The 11,657-nt window shown below is 69.3% G+C and carries 11 protein-coding genes; 4 read left to right on the plus strand and 7 right to left on the minus strand.

Features of this window, described 5'->3' with window-relative positions; genetic code table 11:
- Positions 1-6 precede the first annotated feature (6 nt).
- From RAN62_RS09475 to RAN62_RS09485, 3 genes are read right to left on the minus strand one after another with little or no spacing between them, the layout of a single operon-like run.
- Entirely contained in the window at positions 7-1,491 is a 1,485-nt protein-coding gene (locus RAN62_RS09475; RefSeq protein ID WP_305784146.1) for a CoA-acylating methylmalonate-semialdehyde dehydrogenase, read from the minus strand.
- Positions 1,492-1,503: 12 nt separating this feature from the next.
- Entirely contained in the window at positions 1,504-2,898 is a 1,395-nt protein-coding gene (hydA, locus tag RAN62_RS09480) for a dihydropyrimidinase (RefSeq protein WP_305784147.1), read from the minus strand.
- Positions 2,895-3,731 carry a nitrilase-related carbon-nitrogen hydrolase gene (locus RAN62_RS09485; protein WP_305784148.1) on the minus strand — a complete coding sequence of 279 codons (837 nt, stop codon included), beginning with the start codon at positions 3,729-3,731 and terminating at the stop codon, positions 2,895-2,897. The genes hydA and RAN62_RS09485 overlap by 4 nt, the downstream gene beginning before the upstream one ends.
- Positions 3,732-3,915: 184 nt before the next feature.
- Between RAN62_RS09485 and RAN62_RS09490 the strand changes: the two genes are divergently transcribed.
- A complete protein-coding gene (locus tag RAN62_RS09490) occupies positions 3,916-5,271 on the plus strand; it encodes an aminotransferase-like domain-containing protein (RefSeq protein WP_305784149.1) in 1,356 nt (451 codons plus the stop codon).
- Between the two features lie 61 nt (positions 5,272-5,332).
- Entirely contained in the window at positions 5,333-6,622 is a 1,290-nt protein-coding gene (locus RAN62_RS09495) for an aspartate aminotransferase family protein (protein WP_305784150.1), read from the plus strand.
- Positions 6,623-6,643: 21 nt separating this feature from the next.
- Here RAN62_RS09495 and RAN62_RS09500 read toward each other — a convergent pair whose 3' ends face one another.
- The 4 genes from RAN62_RS09500 to RAN62_RS09515 all read right to left on the minus strand — a co-directional run bounded on the left by RAN62_RS09500 (position 6,644) and on the right by RAN62_RS09515 (position 10,370).
- Positions 6,644-8,488 carry an EAL domain-containing protein gene (locus RAN62_RS09500; protein WP_305784151.1) on the minus strand — a complete coding sequence of 615 codons (1,845 nt, stop codon included), beginning with the start codon at positions 8,486-8,488 and terminating at the stop codon, positions 6,644-6,646.
- Complete coding sequence (locus RAN62_RS09505; RefSeq protein ID WP_305784152.1) at positions 8,485-9,057, minus strand: RNA polymerase sigma factor; 573 nt, start codon at positions 9,055-9,057, stop codon at positions 8,485-8,487. The genes RAN62_RS09500 and RAN62_RS09505 overlap by 4 nt, the downstream gene beginning before the upstream one ends.
- Positions 9,054-9,323, minus strand: a complete 270-nt coding sequence (locus tag RAN62_RS09510; RefSeq protein WP_305784153.1) for a hypothetical protein — start codon at positions 9,321-9,323, stop codon at positions 9,054-9,056. The genes RAN62_RS09505 and RAN62_RS09510 overlap by 4 nt, the downstream gene beginning before the upstream one ends.
- Before the next feature lie 222 nt (positions 9,324-9,545).
- On the minus strand, positions 9,546-10,370 hold the full coding sequence (locus RAN62_RS09515) for a TIGR03620 family F420-dependent LLM class oxidoreductase (RefSeq protein WP_305784154.1): 825 nt from the start codon (positions 10,368-10,370) through the stop codon (positions 9,546-9,548).
- Between the two features lie 321 nt (positions 10,371-10,691).
- Between RAN62_RS09515 and RAN62_RS09520 the strand changes: the two genes are divergently transcribed.
- Together RAN62_RS09520 and RAN62_RS09525 are read left to right on the plus strand one after the other, a co-directional pair.
- Positions 10,692-11,201: a Panacea domain-containing protein gene (locus tag RAN62_RS09520; RefSeq protein WP_305784155.1), complete on the plus strand. Its 510-nt coding sequence runs from the start codon at positions 10,692-10,694 to the stop codon at positions 11,199-11,201.
- Positions 11,194-11,643: a hypothetical protein gene (locus tag RAN62_RS09525; RefSeq protein ID WP_305784156.1), complete on the plus strand. Its 450-nt coding sequence runs from the start codon at positions 11,194-11,196 to the stop codon at positions 11,641-11,643. Before RAN62_RS09520 ends, RAN62_RS09525 begins: the two co-directional genes overlap by 8 nt.
- The last annotated feature ends 14 nt before the right edge of the window (positions 11,644-11,657 follow it).

Below are 11,657 nucleotides of genomic sequence, written 5' to 3' on the forward strand. Positions count from 1 at the left end.
CGGCGCTCACCGCACCTTCGGGAAGCCGAGGTCGACCCGCGAGGTGGCCGGGTCGGGCCAGCGCGAGGTGACGACCTTGGTCCGGGTGTAGAACTGCAGGCCCTCGGGCCCGTACATGTGCAGGTCGCCAAAGAGGGACGACTTCCAGCCGCCGAAGCTGTAGTACGCGACGGGGACGGGCACCGGCACGTTGACGCCGACCATCCCGCACACGGCGTCGTACTGGAAGCGGCGGGCCGCCCCGCCGTCGCGGGTGAAGATCGCCGTGCCGTTGCCGTAGGGGTTGGTGTTGACCAGCTCGACCGCCTCGTCGTACGTGTCCACGCGCACCACCGACAGCACCGGTCCGAAGATCTCGTCGGTGTAGAGCGGCGAATCGGGCGGCACCTTGTCCACCAGCGAGGCGCCGAGGAAGAATCCGGGCCCGCCGGTGCACGGCGCGTCCCGCCCGTCGACCACGACCTCGGCCGGCCCGGGGTCGGCGAGATAGCCGGCCACCCGGTCCCGGTGCTCGCGGCTGATCAGCGGGCCCATCTCGGCGCTGGGATCCGTCGCCGGGCCGACCTGGATCCGGCCGATGCGTTTTTGGATGGCATCCACGAGTGGGTCCCCGCTGTCGCCGACCGCCACGACCACGGAGACGGCCATGCAGCGCTCGCCGGCCGAGCCGTAGCCGGCGGACACCGCGGCGTCGGCGGCGGATCCGATGTCGGCGTCGGGGAGCACGACCATGTGGTTCTTGGCGCCGCCGAGGGCCTGCACACGCTTGCCGTTGCGGGTGCCGCGCTCGTAGATGCTCTTCGCGACGGCGGTGGAGCCGACGAACGAGATCGCCTCGACGTCCGGGTGGTCGAGCAGCGTCTCGACGGCCACGCGGTCACCCTGCACGACGTTGAACGCGCCGTCCGGGAGCCCCGCCTGGCGCAGCAGGTCGGCCAGCAGGAGCGACACCGAGGGGTCCTTCTCGCTGGGTTTCAGCACGAACGTGTTGCCACACACGAGCGCGTTGCACAGCATCCACAGCGGGACCATGGCCGGGAAGTTGAACGGCGTGATGCCCGCGACCACGCCGAGCGGCTGGCGGATCGAGTAGACGTCGACACCCGTCGCCGCCTGCTCGCTGTATCCACCCTTGAGCAGATGGGGTGCCCCGGCGGCGAACTCGATGTTCTCCAGGCCCCGAGCCAGCTCGCCGGACGCGTCGGCCACGGTCTTGCCGTGTTCCGAGCTGATCAGGGCGGCGATCTCCTTGCGGTTGGCGTCGACCAGCTCGCGGAAGCGGAACATCACCTCGGCCCGGCGGGACAGGGAGGCGGCGCGCCAGCCGGGGAACGCCTCCTTCGCCGCCGCCACGGCCGCCCCGGTCTCGGCGGCGGTCGCGGCGAGGACGTACGCCTGCGGCTCACCCGTGGCGGGGTCGAACACATCCAGTTTCGTGTCGCTGGTCCCCGGTGTGGCCGTACCGCGGATCCAGTGGTTGATCTCGCGCATCCCAGCCCTCCTTCAGAGCAGGTAGTCGGAGAGGCCGCGCGGCACGTACCTGCCGTGGCCGGCGTGGCCCAGGTACTCGCCGCCCCGGACGATGACCGTGCCGCGGGACAGGACGGTGTCCACGCGACCGGCGATCTCCCAGCCCTCCCAGGCGGAGTAGTCCATGTTCATGTGGTGCGTGTCCACGGAGATGCGGGTGCGGCCCGCCGGGTCGTAGAGCACGATGTCGGCGTCGGAGCCGGGGGCGATGACGCCCTTGCGCGGGTACATGCCGAACATCCGCGCCGGCGTCGCCGCGATCGTCTCGACCCAGCGCCCGAGCGAGATCTTGCCGTCCACCACGCCCTGGTAGAGCAGGTCGACGCGGTGCTCGACGCTGCCGATCCCGTTCGGGATCTTCGAGAAGTCGCCGATCCCCAGCTCCTTCTGGTCCTTCATGCAGAAGGGGCAGTGGTCGGTCGAGACCACGGCCAGATCGTTGGTACGCAACCCGCGCCACAAGTCGGCCCGGTGCGTCTCGTGCTTGGAGCGCAGCGGCGTCGAGCACACCCACTTCGCGCCCTCGAAGCCCGGGGCGCCGAGCTGGTCCTCCAGCGTCAGGTAGAGATACTGCGGGCACGTCTCCGCGAACACGTTGCGTCCCAGATCGCGCGCCGCGGCTACCTGTTCGAGGGCTTTGGACGCACTCAGGTGCACGATGTAGAGCGGGCAGTCGGCGGCCACGCTCGCCAGCCAGATCGCCCGGCTGGTCGCCTCGGCCTCCAGCTCCTGCGGCCGCGTGACGCCGTGATGGAAGGGATCGGTCTCGCCGCGTTCGAGGGCCTGCTTCACGAGCACGTCGATCGCCGGCCCGTTCTCCGCGTGCATCATGATCAGGGCGCCGTTGTCGCGGGCCTTCTGCATCGCCCGCAGGATCTGCCCGTCGTCGCTGTAGAAGACGCCGGGGTACGCCATGAAGAGCTTGAAGCTCGAGATGCCCTCGGTGGCGACGAGCTGGTCCATCGCCTTGAGCGACTCGTCGTCCACCCCGCCGACGATCATGTGGAAGCCGTAGTCGACGTGGCAGTTCCCGGCCGTCTTCTCGTGCCAGGCGGCCAGCCCGTCCTGGATCACCTCGCCGTAGCGCTGGATCGCGAAGTCGACGATCGTGGTCGTCCCGCCGAACGCGGCCGCCCGGGTGCCGGTGTCGAACGTGTCGCTGGCCTCGGTGCCGCCGAACGGCATCTGCATGTGCGTGTGCGCGTCGATCGCGCCCGGGATGACGTACTTCCCGGTGGCGTCGATGGTCTCGTCCTGGACCGGCGCGGTGCCGGGGGCGTACAGCGCGACGATCTTCTCGCCGTCGACGAGAACGTCCATCTCCACCGGGCCGGCCGGGCCCACCACGGTCCCGTTGGCGATGATCACGGGGTCACCAGGCCCTCGTAGGAGTCCGGGCGCCGGTCGCGGTAGAACTGCCAGCGGTCGCGGACGGTGTGCAGCAGCGACAGGTCGAGGTCGCGCACGATCAGCTCGGGATTGTGTGTGTCGCCGACCTCGCCGACGAACTTGCCCTCGGGATCCACGAAGTACGACTGCCCGTAGAAGTCGTTGTCCCCGAGGGGTTCCGTGCCGACCCGGTTGATCGCGCCGATGAAGTACTCGTTGGCGACCGCGCTGGCGGGCTGTTCCAATTGCCACAGGTAACTCGACAAGCCGCGGCTCGTCGCCGACGGGTTGAAGACGATCTGCGCGCCGCCCAGCCCCAGGGCCCGCCAGCCCTCGGGGAAGTGCCGGTCGTAGCAGATGTAGACGCCCACCTTGCCGACCGCCGTGTCGAAGACCGGGTAGCCGAGGTTGCCGGGGCGGAAGTAGAACTTCTCCCAGAAGCCCTTGACCTGCGGGATGTGGTTCTTGCGGTACTTGCCGAGATAGCTCCCGTCGGCGTCGACCACCGCGGCGGTGTTGTAGAGGACGCCGGGCTGCTCCTGCTCGTACATGGGCAGGACCATGACCAGCCCGAGCTCGGCGGCGAGGGCCTGGAAGCGCTCGGTCGTGGGGCCGGGGACCGACTCCGCGTACTCGTAGAAGGCGGTGTCCTGCACCTGGCAGAAGTAGGGCCCGTAGAAGAGCTCCTGGAAGCAGATCACCTTCGCGCCCTGGGCGGCGGCCTCGCGGGCGTGGTCCTCGTGCGCCTTGATCATGGTTTCCTTGTCGCCGGTCCATGTGGTCTGGACCAGGGCGGCGCGGACGACGGTCATCCTGTGCCCCTCTCTCGAAAGGTGGCCTGGGTCACCCCTCGATTGTGATCGCGGCTCTACCCCGTGTCATCGCCCCAGCGTCGGCTTGACATCGAGGGTCGTCATGGGGCGACACTAACGACACAGATCGAGGCGAACAATTGCCTGGCTGTTACCAAATGTTTCGGAGAAGTAATTGCTTGGGTTGATCACTTCTTCAGTTGCCGATCGCAGCGCCCGGGGCATCGCCGCCGCTGTCAGCCGGCTCGTCACTGGCGGTGAGCTGCCGGTCGGGACGCGACTGCCCACAGTGCGCGATGTCGCGCGGGCCTTGAGCGTGAGCCCGACGACGGTGAGTGAGGCGTGGCAGAGCCTGGCCCGAGCCGGCGCCATCGAGACCCGCGGCCGCTCCGGATCCTTCGTCGCCGCGCCGCGTTCGTCTCTGCGCTACAGCCGATTGGCTGGTGCATCGTCCCTGCCGAGAGACCTCTCGACCGGCGTGCCGGACTACGACCTGCTGCCGTCGCTCACGTCGTCGCTGGCCCGGATCGGGGACGCCCGGCTGACGCACAGTTACCTCGAGGCCGCTGTGCTGCCGCCCCTGGAGACCGTGCTGCGCGGGCGATGGCCCTTCCCGCCGGAGCAACTCACCGTGGTCGACGGGGCGATGGACGCCCTCGACCGGGTCAGCGCCGCCGTCGTCCGCCTCGGCGACCGGGTGCTCGTCGAGCATCCCGCCTTCCCGCCCGTGCTCGACCTGCTCGACGCCCTCGGCGCGACCGTGATCGGGATCCCGCTCGACGCGGACGGGATGCGCCCGGACGCGTTCGCCGCAGCGGTGCGGCGACACGACCCCGTCGCGGTCTTCCTGCAGCCCCGGGCCCACAATCCCACCGGGGTCAGCATGTCGGGGCGGCGCGTGGACGAGCTGGGTGACGTGCTGGTCGCGTACCCGGGAATGATGGTCGTGGAGGACGACCACGCGGGGGACATCGCGACGGCGGCCCCGGTCAGCCTCGGCACCCGGCTGCCGGACCGGACCGTGCACATCGCCGGCTTCTCCAAGAGCCACGGGCCCGACCTGCGGCTGGCCGCGATCGGCGGCCCGGCCCGGGTGATCGCCGCGGTGACGGACCGGCGGCTGCTCGGCCCGGGCTGGTCCAGCCGCCTGCTGCAGGCCGTCCTGCTCGACCTGCTGACCTCGGCCGACGTCGCCGCCCAGGTGGCGGCCGCCCGCGACGAGTACGCCCGGCGGCGCGCGACCCTGGTCACCGCCCTGACCGAGCGGGGCGCCACCGCCACCGCCGCCGACGGCATCAACCTGTGGCTGACCGTCGCCGACCAGCAGGCGGCCATGGTGGAGCTCGCCGGTCACGGCGTCGCCGTCGCCCCGGGCGCCCCCTTCGACGTCATCCCGTCCGGCCCGCAGCACATCCGGATCACCGCCGGTCTGATCCGCGACGAGTTCGTGGAGTACGCCGACCTGTTCGCCTCCGCCGCCCGGGCCGGTGCCCGGGGCAGTGGCTCGCCTCGCCGCCCGCACCCGCGCGGATGGCGCTGACCGTCCCGCGGTTCACCCGACTTCCTTGCCAGCGGTTCACACGACTTCCTTGGGGGTTCACATGACCGATGACCTGCTCGCCCGGCACCGCGCCGTCATGCCGTCCTGGGTGGCCGCCTACTACGGCGACGACGCGATCGAACTGGTCTCCGGCTCGGGGCGCCGGGTCACCGACAGCGCCGGCCGCACGTACCTGGACTTCTTCGGCGGCGTGCTCACCACCATGATCGGCCACGACATCCCCGAGGTGCGCGAGGCGGTCGAACGCCAGCTGGCCACCGGCATCGTGCACAGCTCGACCCTCTATCTCATCCGGCAGCAGGTCGAGCTGGCCGAGAAGATCGCCCGCGTCTCCGGCATCCCCGACGCCCGCGTCTTCTTCGCCAACTCGGGCACCGAGGCCAACGAGGCCGCCCTGCTCTTCGCCACGAACCACCGCCGCACCAACCAGATCCTGGCCGTGCGCAACAGCTACCACGGCCGGTCGTTCGCCGCGATGGCCGTCACCGGGCACCGCAGCTGGTCCGCCTCGGGTCTGAGCCCGTTGCAGGTGAGCTGGCTCCCGTCCAGCGACGGCCTCCGCGGCCGTATGGTGGGTCTCTCTTCCGCCGAGCACATTGATGTTTTTCTTGACGACCTGCGCGAGGTGCTGGCCACCACCACGGCCGGCGACGTCGCCGCGCTGATCGCCGAGCCGATCCAGGGCGTCGGCGGCTTCGTCCACGGGCCCGACGGGCTCCTCGGTGCGGTCAAGAAGGAGCTCGACAACCACGGGATCCTGTTCATTGCCGACGAGGTCCAGACGGGCTGGGGGCGTACCGGCGCGCACTTCTGGGGTTATCAGGCCCACGACGTCCAGCCCGACCTCATCACCTTCGCCAAGGGCATCGGCAACGGCTTCGCCCTGGCCGGCGTGGTCGGCCGGGCCGAGCTGGTCAACGCCGTCCCGGGCACCAGCTTCTCCACCTTCGGCGGCAACCCGGTCGCCACGGCCGCCGGCAACGCCGTCCTCGACTACGTCCTCGACCACGACCTGCAGGCCAACGCCCGCCGCACCGGCGACATCCTCCTCACCGGCCTGCGCGCCCTCGAGTCCCCGATCGTCGCCGAGGTCCGCGGCCGCGGCCTGATGATCGCCCTCGAGATCTGCCACCCCGGCACCACCGACCCCGACCCGGCCGCCACCGTCCGCGTCGCCGACGAATGCCGCCGCGGCGGCCTCCTGATCGGCAAAGGCGGCCTCTACGGCAACGTCCTCCGCATGGGACCGCCCCTCACCCTCACCGACGGCGAGGCCCGCGAAGGCCTCGCCATCCTCACGGCCGCGCTCAGAACAGTCGCCAGGGTGTGACTCATCCGGCCTCGGAACGGGTCATCCGATGGCTCGATCGAGTTCCGCAGCGCGTGTCGGCGCCCGGCCGGGTGCGGAGGGAATGATCGCTTCCGCCCGGCCGACGGCGTGACCCTGCGCGAAATCCACACCCAGCTCACGAAGCAGTGCAAAGGACGATGATTCCTCGACATACTCAGCCACTGTCCTGATGCCCAGCTGCCGGCACATCTCGACGGTTGACCGGACCGCGATCCGGTCGAAGCCGCTGGTGGCTAGATCGGTGATGAACTGCCCGTCGATCTTCACAAGATCAATCGGCAACTGCTTCAAAAGTACGAGCGAGGAGTGCCCTGTTCCGAAGTCGTCCAGGGCGAGGCCGCACCCTGCTGCGGTGACGCGTGCGGCGAAATCAGACGCCACCGTCAGGTTGTCAACCGGTTCGGACTCGGTGATCTCAAAGGTGACCGCGGTCGGATCCACCTGGTGCCGGTGCAGGGTGTCCAGCACGAAGCTCACGACACCCGGCGTCGAAATCGTCCGGCCGGACACGTTGATCTGATAGTGCGAGGTCTGTGGGCCCTCCCCGATGTGACCGAGGGCCTGGTCCATCACCCACTTGTCGATGTTCACGCTCTCCGCGCCTCGGCGAGCGGTGGCGAGGAAAGCGGCCGGGGCATCCGCCACCGTTCCGGGGCGAGCGATCCTCAGCAGGATCTCGTGCCGGGTGACAACGCCGAGCTCGAGATCGAGGATCGGCTGAGCATAGAGACTGAGCTGGCCGGAGCGAACGGTCGACTGGATGTATTCCCGCATCATGCTCTCTCGTCCGTTGGCCAAAGGCGCGGGGAGGACGGTCAAGGTGGTCTTCTTCCGGCGGCTCTCCCGCCAGGCGTAAGCGGCGTCGATCACGAGGTCCTCACCTCGGACTCGATAATCCGGCGCGTAAGGGACGATGCCGTGCCAAGACCGAAGCCGCACGCCACAGACCATGGCCGATGACAGACTTCGATGCAGATCGGCCGACAAAGCGGCCGCGAGGACTTCGTTCGCCGCCACGATGCCGAACTGAGCCGGGCCGACGACGCCGCTCCGATGCCCGGCCGGCAGAGCCTGCTGCACCAGTTCGGCCACTGTGCGCGTCACTTGGTTCGTCTGATCGGCCGACAGCGAGTGAGGCAACTCCACGGCGATGACAAGCAGCGCCCCGGATTCCGTGCGGCACAGAGCATCGATCTCATCAGCGAAGGCCGCCGGTGCCGGCCGGTCGCTCAGTCGATCGACCTGGTCGGCCAGAGTGGCAGCGAGGCGGGCTCGCAGGCGGTGTCGGGCCCGGTCCTGCCGTTCCCGCTCGGCGTCCGTCATGTCGTGAGCAGTCACGATGATTCCCGCCGGGTGGTATCCGTCCAGGGTGAGCACCTCGACCAGGCAGCGCAGGTGACGGACGGTGGCGTCCGGACGGACGACGCGGCAGGTTAGTTCGGCCGGCCGCATCTCGCGCCAGGCCAGGCGCACCTCTGCGCTCACGCTTCCGGCATCCCGGGGATGCAGCCCGCCGGCCAGCACATCCTGACCGATGCGGGACGCGACAGCAGGGTAGCCGAATATCCGTGACATCTCGTCGGACCAGGTCAAGGCACCGGTTCCGGCGTCCCAGTGGATCCAGCCGGCCTTGGCCGCCTCCGCGCCACGCTTGATCCCGGTGATCTCGTCCGCGCCCGGCCCCAAGGGGTCTGACGGGTCGAGATCACCGGCCGGGTTCCGTCCCGCTGCCGCCTCCACGGCATGGGCGCTCTGCACGCGCTCGGCAGCTCTGCGCGTGCGGGCCCGGTCCAGGACGGTCGGTTGTCGTGCGGCAGCCAGCTCTATGATGTCCTCGAGGTTCACCTGCGCCTCCTCCCCGCCGGGGTGATGAAGCCGTCGGCCTCGGCCAGTTGTTGCAACTTCTGCTTCGCCTTGACTTTGTATTCGCGCACGGTGTTACAGGAGATGCCCAGGATGTGGGCGATCTCCAGATCGGGGTAGTTGTCCAAAGTGAGACTGATGACCCGCCCCTGCTGTGCGGGAAGAAGCTGGATCCAGCCGGCGAGAAGGTCGTCGGCCTCGGCCGGGGTCTCGGGCGGCGCGACATCCGGCATGTCGCCTAGGTCGATGTAGATCGTCGATGTCCGCCCACGGCGCTCCTGATGATCACAGAGCTTGTTGAAGGCGACCTTCATCAGATAGGCGGCGGGCTTCTGGTAGCTCTGCACCTCGGCCCACCTGTCCCGGACGGCGACGAAGGCCTCCTGGGCCACGTCCTCGACCATCCCCTTGTCATACTCCGACCTGCCCAGGATGCGCAGGACGGAGTCGTAGTTCCGGGTGAAGAAGCCGGTGAACGACGCGTTCAAGGCAGCTTGCTTGAGCTTCTCCGCAGCGGCCGGATCAGCGGCCGACGAGTGCGACGTCGTCACGCGGTCTCCTCCTCCCGGGAGTGCCGGGCCCCGCGCAGCTCGACGATGCGATGACCGTCCTGGTCCTTCTCGTCGATGCGGACCCATCCCTGACGGCGGGCGAGCCGCGCCAGGCTGTCCGCACGGGTGGTGGTCCGCAGGGACCGCTGCCGTTCCAGTTGAAGTCTTGTGCGGTGCCGGATCCAGCTACGGATCAGACCGCTGATGCCGAGACTGCTCGCGAAAATTGCCAAGCCGCTGAGCAGCTCTCCGCCGATGTTCTCCACCGTTGCTCCGCTCGTCCTCCGAAGCCCGTGGCCGGGCCTCCGATCGTTACTCTCCGTCGGAGGCCCGGTTGTGGGGGTAGAGCGGTGTGCCACCTTGTTCGGAAGATCGTCAGAACACCTCTGACCTGGGCGAGGGGGCCCGGGCGTCTACTTCGGAATGACCGTTCGGGCGATGCGGGCGATCATGCTGCTCCGTCACCGGAATATTACTTTGTGTGATTGTTACGCTTTTTGGAAGGGGAGCGCCTGAGCCAGATCGGTGAGATCGTCGAGCGGGGAGTCGCCCAGGGCTTGCGCGAGGACCTGGTCGGCCCCCGCGTCGAGGTGGGCGCGCAGCCGGGCGGCGACCGCGTCCGGGGTGCCGAGCGCCACGACGGCGTCGAGGAAGGCGTCGGAGCCGCCGTCGGCCAGGTCCTGCTCGGTGAAGCCGCTGCGCAGCCAGTTGTTGCGATAGTTGGTCAGCTGCAGGTAGGGGGCGACCGCCTCGCGCGCGACCGCTGCCTTGTCACCGAGGGCCACGTGCTGCTCGGGGACGAGGAGCTTGTCCGGGCCGAGCGCCGCCCGGGCCGTACGCGTGTGCTCCGGGGTCGTCAGATAGGGGTGCGCGCCGCCGGTGCGGTCGCGGGAGAGCTTGAGCACCCGCGGGCCGAGTGCGGCGATCACGATGCGCTCGGCGGGGATGCCGGCTTGCTGCAATTCGTCCAGGTACGCGACCAGGGCCTGATAGGGCGTCGCGGCCTGCGGGCCCACGGCCTCCCGGTGGCCCGTGCCCACGCCCAGCACCACACGCCCGGGATACTGCCCGTCCACCCGCTGGAACCAGCCGGCCGCCGTCGCCGCGTCGATGGTGAAGATGTTCACGATGCCCGTGGCGACGACCAGCTTCGTGGTCGCGGCCAGGAGCTCGCCGGTGCGCTCGAGGTCGTCGTCCGTCACGCCGCCGAGCCAGAGCGACGAGTAGCCCAGCCCCTCCACGGCCTGCGCGAACGCGGCATCGGTGTCCCGCCCGCGCCGCCACACCCCGTACTGTCCACCCAAGTTGGTCATGCCCCCATTGAAGCGCGCGGCGGACGTCACCGCAGGGCGCCGCGCGCCGTCCGGTCTGGCTTCGGTGATGGTGGGCTGACGCGGGCCGGCGCCCACGACGGCGCCGTGGCCGACGCCTCCGGCTCGGTGCTGGACTCGGCCTCGCTCCGCCGCCCCCTCCGAGACAGGCGCTGGCCGCGACGATCGGAACATGGTGCGGAGCAATGGATCGCGCCCGATCCATCGAGGATTCCGATGCCGGGCGGGTGCGGCTTGATCGGGCCGCGGATCCGGTGCCATAGTTGCGGAGCGACCAGCTGTCCAGTGACAAGGTAGGTAACGGTGGCTTCCATCCATGACGTGTCGGCGTACATCCTGCGCCGCGTCGGGCCCATGTCGCCCATGAAACTGCACCTGCTCCTCTTCTACTCGCAGGCCTGGTACCTGGCTGACGTGGGGGAGCCGCTCGTGCCCGACCGCTTCGAGGCGTGGCCGCCCGGGCCGGTCGCGGCGGAGCTGTTCGAGTTCCACCGCGGCGTGTTCTGGCTCACGTCGTGGTCCGACGGCGACCCCGACCGCCTGACGGCCACCCAGCGCGCGTCGATCGACGAGACGGTCGACGACTACGGCTCCTTCGATGAATACCAGATCGGCGCGCTGGTGGAGAGGGAGGACCCGTACTGGGAGGTCCGGCGGGGGTTGGACCCGGTCGATGAGTGTCACGACGCCATCACCGAGGACGCGATGCTCAAGTACTACAGCGCGCTCGCGGCGAACGAGGACGCGGGCCTGGTCAAGGACTACGTCTGGACCGAATGGAACCTTCCCGTGATGAGCAGCGCCGATGTCTAGGCGAAACCCCCCGAACAAGCAGCAGGGATCAAAGCCCGTCGACGGGGGGCTCGACGCCGGTGAGCACAGGTTGACCTTCTCGTTCCGCTTCGCCGACCGCGGCTATCGCGGAGCCTGGTCCTGGCCGGGTGCCGCCGAGTGGGAGGAGATCGTCAACTTCCTCTGCGACGTCGGCGCCTCGACGTGGCACGAGGTCAGGGCGCAGCTGTTCAGCTCGAACAGGGGCAGTCATCGAAAGCACCACACGCAGCACGTCGAGACCTTGGCTCCTGAGGCGCAGGAGCGTATCAACGCGCTCAGGCATACGGAGAAGTTCGGCTTTGAGCTCTTCCGTTTCCGGCTCGGCAGCCGACAGCGGCTCTGGGGTTACACGAAGGGCGGGGTGTTCTACGTGTTGTGGTGGGACGCGGAGCACAAGGTCTATCCGGTCGGGCGGGAGTGAGGGCGTCTCAGGGA

Origin of the sequence: Symbioplanes lichenis, from assembly GCF_030709675.1 — a bacterium.
Classification (GTDB): Bacteria; Actinomycetota; Actinomycetes; order Mycobacteriales; family Micromonosporaceae; genus Actinoplanes; species Actinoplanes lichenis.